Raw genomic sequence first — 21,097 nt, 5'->3', positions numbered from 1 at the left:
TGCTAAATTTTTCTCAAAATTCAATGCCTATGTTTTCTCATCATAAAATCTTACCTTGCTTCACAAGCGTGCTGCTTGCTATCAGTTTATCTGCCTGTCAACAGTCACCCAATCAAGCGATGGATGTACCCACAGTTGCGACAGCAAATACTGCAGCCAGCACAACCGCAAGTGTCGCTGCCTCTTCGCCTGCCCCAACGCTAAAAGCCAATGTCAGTCAACAGTTTATTGGCACAAGCTTGGTGCAGCAACGACTGAAACAAGCCTTGCCAGAGATTGCCTACACCACTGATAATTTACCCATGGTTGCCCAGCAAGTGAACCAAGTGAGTTGGTCACCAATAGGCGCTATTGAATTAAAAGCCATGCCTGCCTCTGCGGTGGTGGCGTCACAAGCCGCATCAACCGCATCTGCTTCAACGACCCAATCTGCATCGGGTTTTCAATCAACTATTGACTATACTGCGCTCAAACAATCAACGAATGACAATTCGTCAACCGTGGCTAACAAAGACGCGTTACCATCAAAACAAGTGTTCATTAAGCCTGATGAACTGCTGGTATTTAAGACCCAAGCACTGCTTAACTGGCATGGGCATAGTGTGGGTGCGCTGACAGGGATAATGAATAAAAACACCATCAAAGCGATGCAGATTTTTCAGCAAAAGCACAATCTGCCCGTAACCACCACGATGAATGAAGCCACTTGGTCAGCGTTAACCAGCAACGACACTTTAAATAAGCAGCCGATTTTTATCAATTATCAGCTAACGCGCGATGATTTGGTTATCACCAAAGCGCCTAAAGACATGCAATACAAATCAGCGCGTGAAGCGGTAGCTGAAAAGTTCCATATGAGTCAAAAACTGGTGAGTCGATTAAACCCCACCACGCCACTCAAAGCGGGTAACGTTATCACCGTCTACAATCCTTATCAGCCCAATATGACGGAAGTGACCAAGGTTGTGAGCGATAAAAAGAAAAATATCTTGTACGCCTATGCCGCTAGTGGTGAGCTCGTTGCAAGCTACCCGACAACCGTGGGTTCCAACTACACCCCCTCACCGTCTGGCAGTTTAAAAGTTAAAAATCGGGTATTAAACCCCACCTATAATACTGATTTTTCTTCCAAAGAAAAGTGGCTACCACCAGGACCCAACAACCCTGTGGGGCGCGCTTGGATTGGACTTTCAAAAAGAAGCTTTGGCATTCATGGCTCGCCTGAGCCTGAGTTAATCAGCGCGCAAAAATCACACGGTTGTGTGCGTTTGACCAATTGGGATGCGCTAAGTCTGTATGGCACAATAGCCGATGGCGCAGACGTGGTATTTGAATAAGTTTATATTGTATGGGCATCAAATAAACACCCCAAAATCTGGGGTGTTTGGTTATTACGATTCCTGTCGCCAAACTTGTTTTCGCAAATCCTGCTTGGTCTGCCTGCGTTGTTTCTTACGGGCGATTTCGACATCGTCTTTTTCATGCAGTCCGCCTTTTTGCAAAAGCGGATTTAACGCCAAGTAATTACGGGGTTTAACAGCCAAATTGGATTGAGCGATTGACGGATTTTTCTCCAGTTGCTCGCCCAATTTGATTAATTGTTTTTGGTTTTTCATGGTTTATCCTTTAATACACATCACTTGTTTGAGCGTATGGACGACTTCGACCAGCGCCGACTGATTCGCCATCACCGCATCAATATCTTTATACGCCTCTGGAATTTCATCCATCACGCCCTTGTCTTTACGGCACTCCACGCCCGCCGTCTGTGCTCTTAGGTCATCAAGGTTAAAATGCCGAATCGCTTTGCCACGGCTCATGCGTCGCCCTGCCCCATGCGAACAGGAACACAGCGACTCGCTATTGCCTTTGCCTTTGACGATATAGGATTTTGCCCCCATCGAGCCAGGTATAATACCAAGCTCACCCTCGAAAGCAGAAATTGCCCCTTTACGGGTCACATAAACATCCTCACCATAGTGGTGTTCTTGGCTGACATAATTGTGATGGCAATTAATCGCCTCGCGAGTCAAGGTAAAATGCGGTAACTCACGCTGTAAGACATTGACAATGAGTCGCATCATCTCGCGGCGATTCTCCAGCGCATAATCCTGCCCCCACTGCACCGCCTCAAGATAATCGTCAAAACTATGGGAGCCTTGGGCAAAATACGCCAAATCACGGTCAGGCACATGCCCAAAGCGGCTTTGCTGCTTTTTTTTGGCAAGGGTAATAAAATACTCACCAATACAGTTGCCAATGCCGCGACTGCCCGAATGCAGCATCACCCAGACATCCTCATTTTCATCGATACATAGCTCAATAAAATGATTACCACCACCCAGCGTACCGAGCTGTTTTGCCCAAGTTCGCTCAAAGTTTCGCAGCATTTTGAGCAGCCCCTTGTGCTTGTCGGTGATGCGCTTTAAGCGTTTGGCAAGCGGGTCAAGCGTAGTCATTTTCACCGTGATGACTTGGTGCTGGTTAAAACCGACAGGGACTTTGGCTTCAATCGCTGTACGGATTTTAGCTAGATTATCGGGCAATTGGTGGGCTTTTAGCGACAGTCGCACCGCGTTCATGCCGCAGCCGATATCCACACCCACCGCCGCAGGAATAATCGCATCTTTAGTCGGAATGACACTACCCACAGTCGCACCTTTGCCCACGTGCACATCAGGCATCACTGCAATGTGGTGATGGACAAATTCAAGTTGGGCAAGATTACGTAACTGCTGGATGGCTTCTTGTTCAATATCTTTGGTAAATACTTTGACAGGTACGCCATGTTGCGCAGATTTATTTAATACTAATTGAATACTCATATATTTTTTCTGTTTTAATGCTAAATTCACACCCTTAAAATTTTTAGCGTAGCAAATTTAGACCAATAAGTGATAATTAAAATTTTTTAAAATAACTTTGATAAGTAAATTTAAACAATAAGACGCCATCCAATCGTTTAACACGACTGGCAAACAAGACTGACACACATAAATGCGCTTGAAAAACTAGCTGCTCTGAGAAAGTTTGTTACCGCAGGGTGCGTTTTAGCTATCCGACGATTTCTGTGACATGTAAAAATAGGGACATGGGAAAATAGGAAAATTTTAGACAACAAAAAACCCAAATTATTACCATCACAACAAACATAATCAAAAGCCAAAATTCGCTTTATTATCCGTCAGTTACTATTGATGGTGATGCTTTGGGTTTGATAAATCAAAATCGGTAAATGTGGGGCGTATCGCATATACGCGGTTAAAAAACCAAATTTTAATTAGTTAAAACAGACGGCAGACACATCAACAGTGTTGTTTAGAAGTTTTACGTTGTGAGTAAGTACGGACATCATGTGTCTCCTTTTTCCCTTTTGCTAGGGTGGCGGTTTTGGCGATGGTACTAACATCAAAATGCCAAAACAAAGCTGAAATAAAATTTTGAGTGCATTCACAGTTTGATATGTTATCGAAACTAATGAATCAGCGGCATACTATAAAACTTTATTTGTCGATATGCAAATTTTTTTATAAAAAAACCAGCGACAGCGGTCACTGGTTGTTTATAAGGCTTAAGGTAAAAATTAAGCTGGAATACGCAGTACTTGACCTGGATAGATTTTGTTTGGGTCAGATAGTAATGGTTTGTTGGCTTCAAAGATTTTGTTGTATTGGTTAGGATCGCCATATACTTCTTTTGAAATTTTTGACAGCGTATCGCCTGATTTCACTGTGTACATACGAGATTCTGGCTCTTGCGTCGCAACCGTGATATGGTCTTCCACTTGTGCAACATACTGTACATTACCTGCCGCTAGAATGGCTTTTTCGCGCTCTGCTTGGTTAGCAGCAGAACCATTAATGGTTACTTTGTCAGTGTTGCCGTCATAGGTGACTGATAGATTGTCAATGTGTGCATTTTGTTGGATACGCTGAATCAATAAGTTTGCAATCTCTTGGGCAGATGGCTCAGTAGAGGCTGCAGGCGCTGTGGTTGGTGCGACATTTGATGCAGGTGTCGATGCTGGCGCTGCGTCTTTGTTACGATGAAAGATTTTATCACCGATGTCTTTTGCAAAACTAAATAGTCCCATTTGTTTTTCCTTATGTTGTAATATTTTAATGTGCGATTTTTAATGTCTGGTTGGTTGAAACTCCTAAATGACCGTTTCAACACCTCAAATGACTAGAACGACCTCAAATCACTACAACGATAATCGTGTTAATGATGGCGTTATTCTAGTTGCCCTCTAGATTATCAAAAACTTAAATCGATGAGCATAAGTATTTAGTAAAGGAATGTTACTGATTGCAAGTATCCTTTCATTTATTACGTCATTTATTACGTCATTTATTACGTCATTTATTACGCCAATTTTCTATGCCATTTATACCATTCATTCCATTAGGGGATAATCGAGAAAAACACAAAAGTGGCTAACATGACCAAATGGATGATGCCATGTAAAAAAGTGGTACGCCCGGTACTTAAGGTATTGATAGTTATCATCAGCGTAATGACTAGCATTAGCCCTTCTTTGGCAGACAACCCAAACATAACGGGCGTTGATGTAAACATTGAATAAAGCGCGATAACAGGAATTGTCAGCGAAATAGACGCCAAAGCCGAGCCGAGCCCCAAATTTAAACTGTTTTGCAGTTGGTCGTTGTAGGCAGCTTTTACCGCAGCAATAGATTCAGGCAACAGTACCAAGGCAGCAATGATAATCCCTAACACGATTTTTGGCATACCCATCGCCAGCAGCGCCGCTTCCATCGCAGGCGACAACATCTTAGCAAGACCCACCACTGTCACCAAACTGAAAAACAAAAATCCCACACTCATCGCCGTGGTTAGCGCATTATCACTGTGATGCTGATCATCTACACCGTCGGCAATAAAATAATCCCGGTGACGAATGGTTTGGGTAAAGATAAATGCGGCATACAAAATCAAACAGCAAATCGCTACAAACATTAGCTGAGCGCCAATCATAAAACCGCCTGCGGCAGAGGTGGTAAAATTGGGTAAAATAAATACGATTAATGCAATCGCCAATAACACACTAATTGCCGCTTTACTGCCGTGCAAACTATAACGCTGTACATAATTTTTGATACCACCAATTAACAGGCAAATACCAATAATCCCGTTACAAATCAGCATCACTGCTGCAAATACCGTATCACGGGCAAGCACCGCGGCATCGGTGGGTGTGCTACTACTCATGAGTGCCAAAATAAGTGCCACTTCAATCACAGTGACCGCCAATGCCAAAACCAACGTACCAAAAGGCTCACCCACTTTGTGAGCAATCACCTCAGCATGATGCACGGCAGCAAAAACTGACCCCATCAAAAAAATCGCCGTCACGGTATTCATGATGATACCCGAGGGATGCCAAATCAAATGCACCGCAAGCACTAAAGCGGCAATACTTGGTGACAATAACGTCCAAATGGGTAGATTGATATTAAATTTTTGGTTCAGCCAAAATGTTTTTGCCATAGCCCCTCCGCTCTGTATATGCTTCTTAATTTATCATATAAATAGATAATATGGTCAAAAATATCAAAAATCAATTAAAAATGAAATTATTTCTCATTATTTTTCATTATTTCTCATTATTTTTCATTATTTCTCATTATTTCTCATTATTTCTCATTATTTCTCATTATTTTGTAATTTATGCCAGTAAATTATTGGCGTAAGACACACAAAACCAATCAGCATACTCACCAAAAAATGCCATTGATAGCCCAAAAAATGTGCCATATAGCCGCTGGCAAAATGCGCTGAGCCACCCAACACCGTCAACAGACAAACCTGCACAGTAAAATCGCTCCCCGCATTGGCAGGGCGTGAATAATGCATAATGGTCGTGAGCATCGCAATCAGCGCCAACGACGCACAAAAATGCTCCAGCGCATTGACAACATAGAGCCACAAAAAATCAGTCAGTAACTGATGATAAAACCCATAAGCGACCAAGCCGTACAGTCCTGTGGTCAGCGCTTGGGCAAGATTAAAATATAGTAGTGACCTAAAGCGAGTGAGTCGTTTCATCAAAATTGTGGCGACCCCTGCCCCAGCGACTGAGGCAGCCGAGCCCAAAATAGTTGCCCAAAAGCCAATTTGCTGCAAGTTGATACCGACATCGACCATCATCGGTTTGACCATACCGCTTGAAATACCATCAGCAATTTTGAAGGTCAGTAACACGCCTAGCCAAGCTACCATCTCCCGCGATGACCAAAAATACTGATAATGGTGGCTAAGGTAATTTTTTAGTGCCTTAAAACTGCCAGATTTTGCTGTTTGTACTTGTTTTTTTAGGGGCTCAACCGAGGTGTGGGCGTGCTCTTTAAAAAACACGATGGGCACGGTATTCATTGCCACCAAAGCCGCCATGGCAAGAAAACTGTTGCGCCAGCCCCATTGCTCGAGCAGCATCAGTAAAACACCGCCACCGATAATCAGCCCCAGCCGATAGCCGATGACTTGTATGGCATTGCCTTGGCTTTGGCGATGATGGTGATTGGTCGTCTGATTCACCGAAACAGACGCAGGCGCAGGCATATCATGGGTCAGCGGCTCTTTGGGCGCCATAGCCGCTTTAAGCAAACGCGTTGCTAGCCCATCCGTCGCCACATCGTGTGTCGCCCCAATGAGACTTAAGGTAAATAACATCCCGTACAATGTTATCACCGAACGGGTTTGTGCCAAATTATGCGGTTCAAAAAACGCCACCGCAACCAGTATGACAATCGACAGCCCTTGCATCGGCAAAATCCAGCTTTTGGCGCGTCCGATTTTCTGTGAATAATAGCCGTCCACGACAGTAGCCCACAGGAATTTAAGCCCCCAAGGTACCAAAATCAGCCCTGACCAACCAATGGCAACCAGTGAGACGTTGTATTCACGTAAAATCGCTGGCAAAGCTTGGGTAATAAATCCTGCGGGCAAGCCTTGTGCCAAGTATAAGGTGAGCAGTAAGCCCAAGGTTTTATAGTGGGTCAAATGAGAATTGGATGGGGGCGCAGGCGACTTTGATAACGGCATAGGACTACCACAGGTAGATTATTTTTATAGTCGGGAGAGGGGCGTAAAATCCACGCCCTCATATAACAAGATAAGCTGCAATGACAACAAATAACGGATGAAAAATTAGTTAAATACCACGGTTTTATTGCCTGTGACAATCACCCGGTTTTGTAGATGCCAACGCACGGCACGGGTCAGCACGCTACGCTCGACATCTTGCCCAATCGCCCGCAATTCTGCCACATGGTGGCGATGGCTGACACGGTGCACGTCTTGCTCAATAATCGGTCCTTGGTCAAGGTCAGCTGTGACATAATGCGCGGTGGCACCAATCAGTTTGACCCCTTTTTCATACGCTTGGCGGTATGGATCGGCGCCGACAAAGGCTGGCAAGAATGAGTGGTGAATATTGATAATTTTCATGTGCCAGGCGGCGGTAAATTCAGCGGATAAAATCTGCATATAGCGCGCCAGCACCAGCAAATCACAGTCTTTGACCAGCGCTTGAATCTCGGCTTCTGCTTGTGCTTTATTGTCTTTGCTCACAGTCACTTGATGAAATGGCACGCCAAAATTTTCTACCGCTTGGCGCAAATCATGATGATTACTGACGACACAGGTAATCTCACAATCTAGTTGCCCTTGTTGCCAGCGCCATAGCAAATCAAGTAGCGCATGGTCGTATTTGGACACCAAAATCGCCACCTTTTTACGTTTACTATTATCAAATAGTTTCCATTCCATTTGATAGATGCGAGCAACGGTATGCTCAAAACTGCCTTTCATATTATCGATGATATTGTCTAAATCATTGATAGCCATTTCAAGGCGCATAAAATATTGACCGCCTTCGGGCTCAGTCGAGTATTGGTCAAGGCTGATAATATTGGCGCCATAACGATAAAAAAATTCGGATACAGCTTGCACAATGCCTGCGCGGTCTTGGCATTTAATCAATAAAGTTGCAGTAGCTAGTTGACTCATGAGGTACTTCTTGTGTTCAGTTTTCAAAAGATGCCATTGTAGCGATTTTTGTGCTGACAAAGAAGTCTAAACCCATCAAAAGCCTTGTGGGATATAAAAATTTTCTTGAGATTCGTTTACCCACTGCCTTTTAACCTAACTTTTAACCTATCTTTTAACCTGCCTTTTAACCTAAATTACCCAAATCAACGTCGGTCAAGCGCCAGCGCCCTTTTTTCTTTGAACGTCCACCTGCGCTTTGACCACCGACTACCGCGGCGCCACCGAGCAATTTATTCAGCGTCTGACTATGATAGGCATGACAAATCGCACACGCTAACCCATCTGCCGCATCCGCTTGCGGCTGTATCTCAAGGCTCAACAAGCGCATGACCATAAGCTGAATCTGCTCTTTGTCTGCCGCGCCATAGCCACATACCGCTTGTTTGATTTGCCGTGCGGTATATTCAGCTACTTGCAAATCTTTGGCAACCATGGCGGCAATCGCTGCACCCCGCGCCTGCCCAAGCTTGAGCGCGGTGTCGGGGTTCGATGCCATAAATACTTGCTCGATGGCAGCGGTCATGGGTTCATTGGTATATTTTTGATAATGCTCAACGATACGGCTAACCCCATCAAATATCCGCTTGAGCCGCTCGGGCATGGTTTCCCCTTGGCTATAAGCATGAATCGTGCCTGCATCCAAATGTTCAAGTTTATCCCCACTCAACCGAATGATGCCATAGCCTGTCAGACGTGAGCCTGGGTCAATACCAATAAAGATACTCATAAAAAATGCTCGTACAAAAAAAGATACCCACAAAACAATTTTGCTAAAAATGCAGTCAAAGCTAAAAATATCGAAGCTAAAAACGAAGTCAAATTATAGCATTTATCAAAAATTTAACGAAAAAATTGCTGAATTTCAAAAAACTATTTGATAGTTTTATTCTTTACCCCCATCATTATTGCATTGGTTAATGATGCATCATTTGTTGTTGATAGTTTATTCACAATTTAGGAATCGTATTTTCATGGGAAACATAGTTGGGATTGCCATTGTCTGGTTGATTATTGAGATGCTGATTTGGTATCTAATCGCACAATTTGTCAGTGGCTGGTGGGTATTTTTGTGGTTTGTCGTGGCGGGCTTTGTGGGTGCAGCCCTGATTAAAAAAGGCATAGCCACCTTAAAACCGATGGCTGGACAAGCGCAAGCCGCCATGCTTAACCCTGCCATGCGTCCCAATGAAAATTCCGTAGTTAAAGCGATTGCTTTTGCGGTGGCAGGTATCTTGTTGGTACTGCCAGGTATTTTGAGTGATATTGCGGCACTTATTGTGCTATTACCTGCGGTACAAAATAAGTTCAAAGCCTTTGCCAAAGACTATGCCACTAAAAACCCAGAAAAATTGATGCAAATGATGGCAAGCAAAATGGGTGGTATCGATCCCTCAAAAATGGGTGGCTTAGGGGGTCTTGGCGGCATGGGCGGACAAAACCCGTTTGGCGGTCAAAATCCATTTGGCGGTATGGGCGGACAAAATCCTTTCGGGGGCTTTGGTAGCAAAAATAACAACGGCGGTAAATTTGGCACGACCATTGACGGACAAGCCAAAACGGTCAACTCGAACGCCAAACGCATCACTCGCTCTGCCAATGATGACTAGAAAATCGATAAAAAATTGACTGTTAAAAATTGATAAATTTAAGGCATCCCTAGGATGCCTTTTTTTATGCTTTATTTTTGCGAAAAACTGGGTTTACTTTTTGCAAAAATTCATGCAATGTGATTTACTTAAGACAAAATTTGTTATATAAATTCTATAATGATACAATTTGTTTCGTTTTGGAGTTTTTAGGTTTGAGCGTGATTTTTATTTTTGGTAAATAATATTAACAACATTGGTTAGCGACAAGGAGTGAATGTATGACCAGCAAAGTATATGACAGCGCAGCTAGCGCACTTGAGGGCGTCATCAAAGATGGACAAACGATTGCGGTGGGTGGTTTTGGTCTGTGTGGTATCCCCGAAGCTTTAATTGAAGCCTTGCGAGATAGCGGTGTTAAAGATTTGACCTGTATCAGCAATAACGCCGGAGTCGATGGCTTTGGTTTAGGATTATTGCTAGAGACTCGTCAAGTCAAAAAAATGATTGCGTCGTATGTGGGTGAAAACAAAGAATTTGAACGGCAGTTTTTATCGGGTGAATTGGAAGTGGAATTGACCCCACAAGGGACACTGGCAGAAAAATTGCGTGCCGGGGGTGCGGGCATCCCTGCGTTCTTTACCGCAACTGGCGTAGGCACCCAAATTGCTGAAGGTAAAGAAGAACGTGAATTTGACGGTCGTCAATATATCCTTGAGCGCTCATTAGTCGCTGACGTGGCACTGGTCAAAGCCCAAAAAGCGGATAAAGCGGGCAACTTAATATTCAATAAAACGGCACGTAACTTTAACCCAGATGTCGCCACGGCAGGTAAAGTCACCATTGTCGAAGTTGAGCAATTGGTGGAAACTGGCGAGCTAGACCCTGACCAAATTCATTTGCCGGGTATTTATGTGCATCGCATCGTGGTCAATGCCAACCCAGAAAAACGCATCGAAAAAGTGACGACCAAAGAACAGACAAACTAGGATATAAGGAGATTACCATGGCATGGACTCGTGAACAAATGGCACAAAGAGCCGCAAAAGAACTACAAGACGGCTTTTATGTCAATCTAGGTATTGGTTTACCAACCTTAGTGGCGAACTATATTCCAGAAGGCGTCAACGTTTGGCTACAATCAGAAAATGGGCTGCTTGGGATTGATGAATTCCCAACACCCGATAAAGTTGACCCCGATCTAATCAATGCGGGTAAACAAACCGTCACCACAGCGACCGGTGCGAGCTTTTTCTCAAGCTCACAGTCATTTGCCATGATTCGTGGCGGCAAAGTCAACCTTGCTATCTTGGGGGCGATGGAAGTTTCAGACACTGGCGATCTTGCCAACTGGATGATTCCTGGCAAGATGGTTAAAGGCATGGGCGGCGCGATGGACTTGGTCGCAGGCGTTCAACGCGTCATTGTATTGATGGAACATACCAACAAACATGGTGAGCCAAAAGTATTGGCTGAATGTACGTTACCCCTGACAGGCAAAAAAGTGGTGAATCGTATCATCTCTGATTTGGCCATCATGGATGTGACCGATAACGGTCTAAAACTGGTTGAGCTGGCAGACGGTGTCACGTTTGAAGAATTACAATCAAAAACGCCCGTAACCATTGCCCAATAACACCTGCAAAATAGCGCTGTCACAAGTCAGCGTTAAATTGCCATTAACAGGGCAGTGAAAAAAGACAATAATAAAGGACAGTGACGCTGTCCTTTTTTATGGTTTTGGCTTTTTTACTTTCGGTGATTTGTCCTCTATAATGACATCACTATCAACATTTATCCAACACCATGATTGCATCTCGCTTCTCTCATTCCCAATTTGTCACCGATGAAGACAATCCGCTGATTGATCGTAAATATCCCAATGAGATGGCAGCCGATGACGGCGTGGTATTGCCGCAAATTTATCGGTTTGACTTTACCGAGGTGCCAGATTTTAGCCAAACAGTGATGCAAATCACCCCTCTGATTGATACAGCCAATATAATGGATACGTCCAATGATCATAAAGCGGTATCAGAGAATGTCACCCCTGCTACTGATAAACCTGTGCACATGGCTCAACAAACGGCGTCATCGGTGCCGCCCACTCCGCTCAAAAACCCCCTTACTTCTCAATCGCTAACCAGCAAAATCCCATTAAAAACACGCTTAAATCGCCAAATCATTGCGCAAGCAAGGGCCCAAGCCAAACAGATTGAACAGCAAAAACAACAACAAGAACAGCAACGCCAAGCACATGAAATCGCCCGCTATAAGGCAGAAGTTGAAGCCGCGCTACTCAATCCCACACTGCATGAAGGACTGCTCAATCAGCGTAAATCCATTGCCGAATCACAGGCAGTGGTCAATAAACATGCGATTTTTGGCGAGCTTACACAGGATTTGCAGACCATTCAATGGCTTGATTCAGACATGGCAGAACAAAGCCGAACAATGTATGAAAAAGCGGTTGCACTGATTCAAACAGCGCAATCAAGGGACAATTTATTAAAAAGCAACGTATTAGAAATCAATGCATTAGAAAATAATGTACTCGAAGAAAATGTAATCGAAAACACTCTATCAGCAGATAATTTGTCAAAAGCCGTACAAATAATTGATGAATTTGCCAAGAATGGTCTTGCTGATGCATTGCTGCGCCAAGCGCTGTGGCTATTTGAAGGCAATCACTTACTCAAGATTTCTCAAAACTCCCAACAAGCCTTGCTACTGTTGCAACAAGCAGCCTCGCAACAAGACAATCGCGCAGAGAAATTACTCAGTAAACTCTACTATGCAGGACATGGGGTCGAGCAAGATAGCGAGATGGGCAAATACTGGCTAGAGCTGGCTGCGGCACATGGTCACCCTGACGCCATGCGAATTTCGCAAGGTATTGCCACCCTGTCATTACTCAAGCAAACCCAACGCGAAGATACTAGCTATGGCAAAAAAATGGTGCTTGCAACTGCGGCGCTGATTGTGTTAATGATACTGATATTTGTAGCAGTTAAAGTTTAAAGATTTGGATGAATGACGTGATTTGGGATTAAACAAGATTAAACATCCAAATCACTACCAAAAAATTTAGCCATCATTTGGGTCATCAGATGACACTAGTGCACCCTCATCATCGCTATCCTGACGCTCATCACGCTCCTCATCATTAGGCTCATCGCTCGCTAAGTTTGGCGTCAGCAGCGGATAATTGTTTAAGATATAACAAAACAATTCAGCCGTTTTTTGGGTGTCATATAAGGCAGAATGCGCTTCATTACCATCAAATTCTAGTCCAGCGAGTTTGCACGCTCTCGCCAGTACCGTTTGCCCAAACGCAAGCGCGGATAAGGTGACGGTATCTAACACGGAGAACTGGTGAAATTGGCTTTGATTTTTGCTATTGGTACGCTCAATTAAAGCATTTAAAAAGCTCAGGTCAAAATGCGCATTATGCCCCACCAAAATACATTTGGTACATTGGGTCGATTGACGCACCGTTTTTAAATATTTAAAAATACGGCGAATGGCGGTTTTTTCATCTTCGGCAATGGCTTTTCGCATCGGGCTATGCGGATTGATGCCGGTGAATTGCAGGGCACGCGCTTCAAGATTTGCCCCTTCAAACGGCTCAATATGGGCATTGACCGCCTCACCTGGGTAAAAACGCCCGCTATCATCCATCAAAATTGGAATACAGGCAATCTCAAGCAAGGCATCGGTTTTTGGATTGAACCCTGCTGTCTCTACATCCACCACCACGGGCAAGTAATTGCGAAAACGGTTGGCAATAGTCATGGGTTCAGTTGTGGCGGTCATACGTTACCTTGCGGAAAAAAAACAGAAAAATAAAGGGTGAACAATCATACGGCTAAATTAAATGGCATCACTTTCCAGTCCAGCGTTTGCCCAGCCATCAGCGGGGTCAAATCTTTACCGTCAAGATAAGGATAATGCTCGGGGACTTGCCAGGCTTCACGCACCAAGGTCACTTTATCACTATTGATAGGTAAGCCATAAAATTTTGCCCCGTGAATACTGGTAAAGCCTTCTAACTTATCAAGTTTGCCCACGCTTTCAAAGGCTTGTGCATACAAAGGCAGCGCAATCGATGCACTATAACAGCCTGCACAACCGCAAGCATTTTCCTTAGTATGAGTCGCATGGGGCGCAGAGTCAGTGCCAATAAAGAATTTGGGATTACCACTGGTTGCCACATCAAGTAATACTTTTTGGTGACTTTGGCGTTTTAAAATCGGCAAGCAATAAAAATGCGGTTTAATGCCGCCCACCAGCAGGTGATTACGATTAAACAGTAAATGCTGCGGGGTAATCGTCGCTGCGACATTTTTGCCCTGTGACAACACAAAGTCAGCGGCGTCACTGGTGGTGATGTGTTCAAAGACGATTTTTAGTTTTGGAAATTTATCAATGAGATTGACCATCACTTCATCAATAAAGCGTTTTTCACGGTCAAAAATATCAATATGGTGGTGCGTCACTTCACCATGAACCAACAGCGGCAAACCCAACGCTTCCATCTTGGCAAATACATCGGTGCAATGATTGATATGGCTCACCCCATCCGCAGAATTGGTGGTCGCACCTGCAGGATATAACTTGACTGCTTTTACTACCCCTGAATCAACGGCGGTTTCGATGTCTGCTGCCGTCAGTGACTCGGTTAAATAAAGCGTCATCAATGGCTCAAATTGCTGAGAAATACTGTCATTGGGCACTTGCGCCAAAATACGCTCACGATAAGCGACAGCATCAGCGGCTGTTTTGACGGGTGGCACCAAATTTGGCATACAAATGGCGCGGCGAAAATTGGCAGCAGCATGTGGCACCGTCGTGGCAAGCGCCTGCCCGTCCCGTAAATGAATATGCCAGTCATCAGGGGCAGTAATAGTAAAAGTATTGATAGGTGCAGTCGCTGCGCTCATGATTTCCTCGAACAGTTTTGAGAGTGCCTTAAAAAAACAACGTCAAAAACCGATAATTGAAGCGTTGAAAAACTTGTGCATGATAGCAGTTTTAGGCAAAAAACAACATGAAAATATTCGCAAGCCAAGCACACCGACAAATAATACGTCAGTTTATGTCGTTTTAATAACGGTGTTAATGGATTTTGGATTTATTGCTAGGTTCGTTATTCACCTTATTGTTTACCTTATTACCCACCTTGTTATTCGCCTTGTCATCTGCCTTATTATCCATCGTGTTATTTGCCTTTTTGTCAGGCTTTTTAGCGGATTTTTTGTCAGTGGCGGTTGTTGACGATGAGGCTTTCTGCGCTTTTTGTGGCGATTTTTGTTTTACAGTTTTATCGTTAGCTGCTGATTTTTTGCTAGCGCTAGTGGTTTTTTCAGAAGGTTGCTTGTCGCCTTTGGTCGCTAAGTTAGCTTTTTTAACATCTTTTTTAGAGTCAGCATTAGAGTCATTGCCAAAATCCGGGCTGGTGGTTTTTTTGCGCTCTTTGTTAGGCTGCTTTTTATCTGATTTTTTCGTGTCTTGCGCTTTTTTAGCTTGCACTGAATGCTTATTATCTTGTGATTTGTGATTATCTCGTGGTTTATTATTCTCTTGTAATTCAGAGATAGCTGCTTTTTTGCCACGCTCAGTCATTGTAATCGGATTAGTCTTAGCCGCTACAGAGGCGACTTTTACTATTGCCACATCGTGATAAACTGGGTGTGCCACTGACATTTCTGCCGAGGGTTGAGTGGCGGCAGGCTTATCTTTGACGCTCACCAACGCGCCTATTCCGCCAAAAACGGCGACAGATAATACGGTGGCGGTCGCAATCCAATTTTTTTGTAGCTTATCTATCCAATGAGCGGGTTTGCGAACTTGCGGTTTGGCAAAAATATCGCTGGCTGAAAGGGCTGTTTGTGCGTTTGACGTCACCGTTTTATTTATTTGGCGATTAGGGTTTGAAGTCACATGTTGATTGAGGTGAGCCTGCGGGATGGTCATTGGCGCAATGTTAAAAAAATTGGACGCTTTATAAATAGTCATTTGCTGAATAACATGCTGTTGATAGACAGGCAAATCGGTAATATTTTGAATTTTTGACCATTTTAATTGCTGTTGCTGCATTGATTGAAAACTGACAGCGCGCCTAAAACCTACTGCATTTATCAGCCCCGCATCTTCTGGCGACATAAAAAAAACGGGCTGCATCGCAAGCCACTCAGTAATCTGCGCTGAGTCTATGGTGTTTTGTAGTGAACTTATCATATCTGCCAAATTTATCACCGCCAATGCAGTGATAGTCTGCCAAATAGTTAACAGGTTATCTAAGGGCAGATGGGTTTTTTCCAGTAGCACGCCGGCAATCATGGTTTTTTGGGTTTCATCATTAAACAACTGCTCAAAAATCGATGGGCTATTTTTAGACAGTTGCTTTAAGGTTACAAAGTTGATGCCGTTTTCAATGAAATTTTTTGTAACTAAAGCAGTGAAAAATTCGGGGGTAAAACTTTTTTTATCTGTTACCTGCGGCAAAGTTTGATGGATTAATGACGGATTTTGCTGAATTTTTGCCGATAACTGATAAAGCACGACTTTTAACAGCTCAGGCACCACTTTTTTTAGATAACAAATTGATACGTGCGATCCATCTGCTACTATTGGCAGCACTGGTGGCAGAGTGTTTGCCCAAAAATGATATAACGATATATGGTCAATGATATTACAAGGCATTGAAGGATTTTTTGACAGCATACTTTATCACTTAATTTACATTTTTTGGCATTGGGATGGTTAGTGAGTTTTTAGCAATATTGTAGATGTAGGGCAACTTCTTTATACGCCCTCTAAAAAAATAGCGTTAAATTTAGAAATCTTGTTGATAATTTATAATTTCAATTCGATTAAAATCATCAAATTATGATTAGAATTTGTTGTAACTTTTGTGCAAACTTAGTAAAGTAGACAACATCAAAAATTATATTTTAGCATCAATTACGTAACATTTTCTGCTCATCGAAAAATTGGTAATTTTTTCTGATTCTATTTATCTCTATCGCTTTATTTAGCAGTCTTACTCACTTTAGGATAACTTTATGGCTATCTCTACCAACCTAATCAAGTCCTTTCAACTCTCTGCATTGACGACCGCACTTGCCCTCGCTGGTTGTGGCGGTGGTGGCGGTAATGATACATTGCCCCCGCCTTCGAAGCCAGGTCAAAGTAATGGGGATACCACAACTCCCACTACTAATGTTAAAGATGTTGATAGTATGACTATCACCAAATCTTTTAATACTTTCATTCTTAAACAAGACGAAAAGTTTACAATTATTGCTAATGCGTTAAAAAGTGGTAAACCTGTAGAAGGTGTAATTGTCGATGCAACCATTCCAGACCCAGCGACAAGCGGAATCTATGTCATTACACCAACACCTATTACCACCAATGCCAATGGTGAAGCAGCGATTGAACTGCAAATTAAAGATTTGGCAAAAGCAACCGCTTATTTAAAAGCAAACAGTGATAAACTTTCAATTAGTGTGAAACCAACCAATACCAAGCAAGCCATTACGAATGGAACAATTAGCTTAACTGGTGCTGCACCCTCTATATCTACTGAAATAACTAATGTTATTAACGATGCCCGTTCACTTATGCTTTCTCCCTCCAATGCAAACTTCAAACTTGAGGTAGGTACGCAAATTACAGTAAGTGCATTTGTCGCTGACAGTAAAGGCGGCGCTTTAAAAAATGTACCTGTTACTTTTGATTTATCAAATTTACCAAGTCTAGGTATTTATAATCTTTCTGGCTCTACTGTAAATACTGATGATAGAGGTATTGCTACAATTACTTTGCAAGTCATGTCTTTAGATAAAAGAGAAGATCTAAAAAATGGTTTCCAAGTTGATGCCTTTATTGATAGAGATATTGATTTAAAAGCGTCAAATAGACCCACCTTTAAAGGTGTTGATAACCTTGATACCAATAGTGGTTCGGTTACCGCTGAAAGCTTAGTTAACTCTATTATTCTAACCCCTAATGTGGACTCTATTCCCTTAACTACTGGTTCAACATTCACATTAACTGTAACGACTAATGATAAAGACAACAAACCTATTGGTAATGCGCCTATTGCCTTCACTTATCCAACACTTGCAGAATACGGACTGACGGTAGCAAATTCTTCGGCAACTACGAATGGATCTGGTCAAGCTACTGTTACTTTCACAGTAAACTCACTGACTACTGCTCAAAAAGCTAAATTAATCGAAGGCTTCACCGTTAATGCATCTTCTAATGGTAAATTTGCCCAAGCAAGCTTGACGGCTAAAAATGAAACAGCTGAAAGTTTAGTAAACTCAATTAGCTTAACCCCGAGCGTTGATACAATCTCTTTAGCGCCTAACGCTCAGTTTAGTATAACCGCAACAACGCTTGGTAAAGATGGCAGACCTGTTAGCAATGCACCTGTCGCATTTAGTTATCCCACACTCGCTGATTATGGACTAACCATAGCCAGTTCTTCTCCTAATACGAATGGTTCAGGCCAAGCAGTGATGACTTTTGCTGTCAACGCTTCTTTGACCACAGCCCAAAAAGCTAAACTAGCTGAAGGCTTTACGGTAAATGCATCTTCAAACGCTAAGACCGCTACTGCCGTTACTTTAAAATCTATTAAAGTAGCAACTGTTGCAGATATCGCTAAAGTTGATTTAGTTACAGACAAGGACACATTGACAACCAACACTGGCGACACCATCAATGTAACCGCGCAAGTAAGAGATACAAATAACGTTAGCTTAGCGAACATGCCTGTCAGCTTTACGCTATTGGATTCGGCAGCTGCAACTGGTATAACTAATACCACCCCACTTCAGGCAATCACCAATGCCAATGGTGAAGCGGTATTAACTTTAAAAGTCGGCGCGCTCACCCCAGACCAAAAATACTACTTGCAAACTAGTGGACTATCATTTAAGGCAACTGCTGGTGCTATCACTAGCTCAACGGTCACCTTAAAAACCCAAGAAGCTATTACGGCCAATAGCGTCAACTCATTGCTATTAACCAGTGATTCAGCAATTCAATTGGCTGTTGGCTCAAAAGTTAAAGTCACAGCGCTGGCAATAGATAAAAACGGCGCCGTCGTGCCAAATGCGCAAGTCAGCTTCAAAGTTCCAACGGATTCTGGCCTGGTCAATAACACAGGTGCGGTTGTCAATACCAATGCCAATGGTGAAGCGATTATTGAAGTTGAAATCAAAGACCTTGCCAAGGCAACCACTGCTTTACAAAATGGTTTAGTCGTCACTGCCCAATCTGGTGTGTCTGTGGGTACTACTACCGTCCGCAGTGCGACAAGCAATGCCAATACTCCTGCTTATCAATTCTTTGTCAATAAGTCAAAAGATAGCTTAACTACTGGCAGTGATGAAATGACTCTAACGATTCATGTCACTGATACTAAAGGTGGTATCAAAGCGAATGTCCCTGTATATCTACAAATATTGGATAATGGTGTTAGCTATGGTCTATCTTTTGATAAAACTTCATCCTTAACTACTGACAGCAGCGGCAATGTCGTTGTCACGCTTAAACAAAGCGATATAGGCTTGTTATCCAAACTTAACCATGATGCTAAAGTAAAAGTAATTGTCAATGATGGCAATTACCAAGCCGAAGAACAGACATTAGATATTGCAGTATCAGGCACAGTGATTCAAAATGCTACTGCTTCACAAACCTCTGTATTGCCAACTGACAATGTGACATTGACAGGGACACTACTTGATGGCACCCAAAAGGGCATCGCTAATACCAACATCGAATTATTTAACGAAAATGACCCAACGACTGTTGTCGCGACAGCTGTTACCAATGCGGCAGGTACCTATAGTATTACCAAGACTGTTTCGCAGTTAGGCGCCGATGTCGGTAGTAAAATCAACCTAGCAGTTCGTGTAAGTAATCAAGCTAACCCAGCGAGTTATCAAGTATTTAGCAATCTTTATACTTTGACCAAGCTTACCCCAAATACCACCACCATCACTGTTAGCCAAAATGGGGTTAATACAGTCAGTAATGAAGCATTGGTTGATCAGCCTTATACGATTACCGTCAATACTCCAACAGTTGCTGACAATACCAAAGTGTATTTATCAACCACCAAAGGACAACTCACTGTTAATGGTCAGTCAGGTACGCGTATACCAGCGGTTATCACAGGTGGGAAAGCTGTGTTCAGCCTTACCTCAGGTACCCCAGGTAATGCAGTATTGACAGTTGAAGATGAACAAGCCAAGCCATTACTCAGTGATAATATTAGCTTTATTTCAAGAGATGTACAGAAATTCTTCTTAAACTCTGACATCACGATTGTTAATACCAATGGTGAAGCCAAAGTTGTAGCAACTGTCAAAGATAGCCTAGATCGTCCTATCAAAAACGCGATTGTTGAGTTCTCACTTGTCAAAGATGCTTCAGGCGGCAGAATTAGTAATGCATATGTGCTCACTGATGAAACGGGTCTTGCAACTATTCGCTACTATGCAGGTAAAGTGCCTACCGCAGTCGATGCCGTACAAATCAAGAGTGATGTCAAAGCCGTACGCGTTGGCAATACTGATATGCTGATTAACTCACCAAAAACTGCTATCAAAACACTCACGGTACAAAATCAAGCCGCATCGATTGGGGTGAGCTTCTCTGATAAAGTTGCCTCAAGCGATGATGAAGTATACTACATCATGAATGGCTCTATTTATGTGGTTAATAGCACTGGTAAACCTGTGGTGAATCAACCTGTTTCTGTTTCTGTGATTCCTGACTACTATCGTGGTGGCGAGTTCTATGCCGCCAGAGATGCCTCTGGCAATGCAGTCGCTTGGGGTATGCGTGCTTACCGAGACTTTAGCAAAACTCTTGGCATCATACCAACCAAGATTGAAGATATTACCTGTCGTGCTGAAGACCTTAACCTTAACAACATTCTGGATGTTGGCGAAGATACTAACACCAATGGTAAACTAGACCCATTTAATCCAGTCGCTATTTTAGGTGGCGATGGTAGCGTACTAACGCAAGATGGCACAGCGACGTTAACCACCGATGCCACAGGTAAGCTTGACATCAAACTACGCTATGCCAAAGATACCGCCAACTGGTTTACCGCAAATGTGCGTGTCACTACTAAAGTCGATGGGACTGAATATGTACAGCAGCGTTCAAAATTTGAATTTCCAGTACTAGTAACAGATATCACCGATTTTACTATTCGTCCAAACTGGCGTAGTCCCTTTGCTGATGGCGCGGTTATCAATCCAATAGACAGTGGTTCTGGTTATAATGTGTGTTTAACACCTTATAAATAACTAACCCTATTAAATTAGTAAAAACCCCTTACACAATGTAAGAACCTGTTCACGATTAAAAAATATGCTAGGATAAGCTACATAATCAATTAA

General features: G+C 43.0%; 16 protein-coding genes. 6 read left to right on the top strand and 10 right to left on the bottom strand.

All coding sequences use genetic code 11. The annotated features are described in order from the left end of the window. The first annotated feature begins 29 nt into the window (after positions 1–29). Entirely contained in the window at positions 30–1,337 is a 1,308-nt protein-coding gene (locus tag RTL34_RS08810) for a L,D-transpeptidase family protein (protein WP_312116278.1), read from the top strand. A gap of 54 nt (positions 1,338–1,391) precedes the next feature. Here the strand turns inward: RTL34_RS08810 and RTL34_RS08805 are convergent, their stop codons facing one another. The 7 genes from RTL34_RS08805 to ruvC form a co-directional block, all read right to left on the bottom strand. Then, a complete protein-coding gene (locus RTL34_RS08805) occupies positions 1,392–1,616 on the bottom strand; it encodes a hypothetical protein (RefSeq protein ID WP_160001443.1) in 225 nt (74 codons plus the stop codon). A 3-nt stretch (positions 1,617–1,619) separates the two neighbouring features. Further along, positions 1,620–2,825: an RtcB family protein gene (locus RTL34_RS08800; RefSeq protein WP_312116274.1), complete on the bottom strand. Its 1,206-nt coding sequence runs from the start codon at positions 2,823–2,825 to the stop codon at positions 1,620–1,622. Positions 2,826–3,583: 758 nt separating this feature from the next. After that, complete coding sequence (gene lysM, locus RTL34_RS08795) at positions 3,584–4,093, bottom strand: peptidoglycan-binding protein LysM (protein WP_312116272.1); 510 nt, start codon at positions 4,091–4,093, stop codon at positions 3,584–3,586. 311 nt (positions 4,094–4,404) lie between these two features. Then, positions 4,405–5,508: a calcium:cation antiporter gene (locus RTL34_RS08790; protein ID WP_312116270.1), complete on the bottom strand. Its 1,104-nt coding sequence runs from the start codon at positions 5,506–5,508 to the stop codon at positions 4,405–4,407. Between the two features lie 156 nt (positions 5,509–5,664). Further along, positions 5,665–7,062 carry an MFS transporter gene (locus RTL34_RS08785; RefSeq protein WP_312116268.1) on the bottom strand — a complete coding sequence of 466 codons (1,398 nt, stop codon included), beginning with the start codon at positions 7,060–7,062 and terminating at the stop codon, positions 5,665–5,667. Positions 7,063–7,167: 105 nt separating this feature from the next. Further along, on the bottom strand, positions 7,168–8,028 hold the full coding sequence (purU, locus tag RTL34_RS08780) for a formyltetrahydrofolate deformylase (protein ID WP_248145806.1): 861 nt from the start codon (positions 8,026–8,028) through the stop codon (positions 7,168–7,170). Between the two features lie 166 nt (positions 8,029–8,194). Continuing rightward, the gene (ruvC, locus tag RTL34_RS08775) at positions 8,195–8,797 is read right to left on the bottom strand and encodes a crossover junction endodeoxyribonuclease RuvC (RefSeq protein ID WP_312116264.1); all 603 of its coding nucleotides are present in this window, start codon (positions 8,795–8,797) and stop codon (positions 8,195–8,197) included. A gap of 244 nt (positions 8,798–9,041) precedes the next feature. On the opposite strand from ruvC, the gene RTL34_RS08770 reads away from it, so the two are divergent. From RTL34_RS08770 to RTL34_RS08755, 4 genes are all read left to right on the top strand, one after another. Next, complete coding sequence (locus RTL34_RS08770; RefSeq protein WP_312116262.1) at positions 9,042–9,677, top strand: FxsA family protein; 636 nt, start codon at positions 9,042–9,044, stop codon at positions 9,675–9,677. A gap of 260 nt (positions 9,678–9,937) precedes the next feature. Further along, positions 9,938–10,645, top strand: a complete 708-nt coding sequence (locus RTL34_RS08765; RefSeq protein WP_036599674.1) for a CoA transferase subunit A — start codon at positions 9,938–9,940, stop codon at positions 10,643–10,645. Positions 10,646–10,662: 17 nt separating this feature from the next. Continuing rightward, a complete protein-coding gene (locus RTL34_RS08760; protein ID WP_065252965.1) occupies positions 10,663–11,292 on the top strand; it encodes a 3-oxoacid CoA-transferase subunit B in 630 nt (209 codons plus the stop codon). Positions 11,293–11,462: 170 nt separating this feature from the next. Further along, positions 11,463–12,677, top strand: coding sequence for a hypothetical protein (locus tag RTL34_RS08755; RefSeq protein WP_312116258.1), 1,215 nt, complete (start codon positions 11,463–11,465; stop codon positions 12,675–12,677). A gap of 66 nt (positions 12,678–12,743) precedes the next feature. Here the strand turns inward: RTL34_RS08755 and rnt are convergent, their stop codons facing one another. From rnt to RTL34_RS08740, 3 genes are all read right to left on the bottom strand, one after another. Next, on the bottom strand, positions 12,744–13,472 hold the full coding sequence (rnt, locus tag RTL34_RS08750) for a ribonuclease T (RefSeq protein WP_312116257.1): 729 nt from the start codon (positions 13,470–13,472) through the stop codon (positions 12,744–12,746). A 44-nt stretch (positions 13,473–13,516) separates the two neighbouring features. Continuing rightward, positions 13,517–14,599, bottom strand: a complete 1,083-nt coding sequence (gene pyrC / locus RTL34_RS08745; RefSeq protein ID WP_312116256.1) for a dihydroorotase — start codon at positions 14,597–14,599, stop codon at positions 13,517–13,519. A gap of 175 nt (positions 14,600–14,774) precedes the next feature. After that, complete coding sequence (locus RTL34_RS08740) at positions 14,775–16,382, bottom strand: hypothetical protein (protein WP_312116254.1); 1,608 nt, start codon at positions 16,380–16,382, stop codon at positions 14,775–14,777. A 341-nt stretch (positions 16,383–16,723) separates the two neighbouring features. Here RTL34_RS08740 and RTL34_RS08735 point away from each other — a divergent pair, with 341 nt between their 5' ends. After that, positions 16,724–21,004, top strand: a complete 4,281-nt coding sequence (locus RTL34_RS08735) for a beta strand repeat-containing protein (RefSeq protein ID WP_312116252.1) — start codon at positions 16,724–16,726, stop codon at positions 21,002–21,004. The last annotated feature ends 93 nt before the right edge of the window (positions 21,005–21,097 follow it).

It is taken from the genome of Moraxella sp. CTOTU47915 (genome assembly GCF_031986685.1).
Classification (GTDB): Bacteria; Pseudomonadota; Gammaproteobacteria; order Pseudomonadales; family Moraxellaceae; genus Faucicola; species Faucicola tetraodonis.
This window is presented reverse-complemented; position numbering and strand designations above follow the sequence as displayed.

What these genes read in the sequence shown, in the direction of transcription:
- RTL34_RS08810 (WP_312116278.1), top strand. Translation starts at nt 30, where the DNA reads ATGTTTTCTCATCATAAAATCTTACCTTGCTTCACAAGCGTGCTGCTT.
- RTL34_RS08805 (WP_160001443.1), bottom strand. Translation starts at nt 1,616, where the DNA reads ATGAAAAACCAAAAACAATTAATCAAATTGGGCGAGCAACTGGAGAAA.
- RTL34_RS08800 (WP_312116274.1), bottom strand. Translation starts at nt 2,825, where the DNA reads ATGAGTATTCAATTAGTATTAAATAAATCTGCGCAACATGGCGTACCT.
- lysM (WP_312116272.1), bottom strand. Translation starts at nt 4,093, where the DNA reads ATGGGACTATTTAGTTTTGCAAAAGACATCGGTGATAAAATCTTTCAT.
- RTL34_RS08790 (WP_312116270.1), bottom strand. Translation starts at nt 5,508, where the DNA reads ATGGCAAAAACATTTTGGCTGAACCAAAAATTTAATATCAATCTACCC.
- RTL34_RS08785 (WP_312116268.1), bottom strand. Translation starts at nt 7,062, where the DNA reads ATGCCGTTATCAAAGTCGCCTGCGCCCCCATCCAATTCTCATTTGACC.
- purU (WP_248145806.1), bottom strand. Translation starts at nt 8,028, where the DNA reads ATGAGTCAACTAGCTACTGCAACTTTATTGATTAAATGCCAAGACCGC.
- ruvC (WP_312116264.1), bottom strand. Translation starts at nt 8,797, where the DNA reads ATGAGTATCTTTATTGGTATTGACCCAGGCTCACGTCTGACAGGCTAT.
- RTL34_RS08770 (WP_312116262.1), top strand. Translation starts at nt 9,042, where the DNA reads ATGGGAAACATAGTTGGGATTGCCATTGTCTGGTTGATTATTGAGATG.
- RTL34_RS08765 (WP_036599674.1), top strand. Translation starts at nt 9,938, where the DNA reads ATGACCAGCAAAGTATATGACAGCGCAGCTAGCGCACTTGAGGGCGTC.
- RTL34_RS08760 (WP_065252965.1), top strand. Translation starts at nt 10,663, where the DNA reads ATGGCATGGACTCGTGAACAAATGGCACAAAGAGCCGCAAAAGAACTA.
- RTL34_RS08755 (WP_312116258.1), top strand. Translation starts at nt 11,463, where the DNA reads ATGATTGCATCTCGCTTCTCTCATTCCCAATTTGTCACCGATGAAGAC.
- rnt (WP_312116257.1), bottom strand. Translation starts at nt 13,472, where the DNA reads ATGACCGCCACAACTGAACCCATGACTATTGCCAACCGTTTTCGCAAT.
- pyrC (WP_312116256.1), bottom strand. Translation starts at nt 14,599, where the DNA reads ATGAGCGCAGCGACTGCACCTATCAATACTTTTACTATTACTGCCCCT.
- RTL34_RS08740 (WP_312116254.1), bottom strand. Translation starts at nt 16,382, where the DNA reads ATGCTGTCAAAAAATCCTTCAATGCCTTGTAATATCATTGACCATATA.
- RTL34_RS08735 (WP_312116252.1), top strand. Translation starts at nt 16,724, where the DNA reads ATGGCTATCTCTACCAACCTAATCAAGTCCTTTCAACTCTCTGCATTG.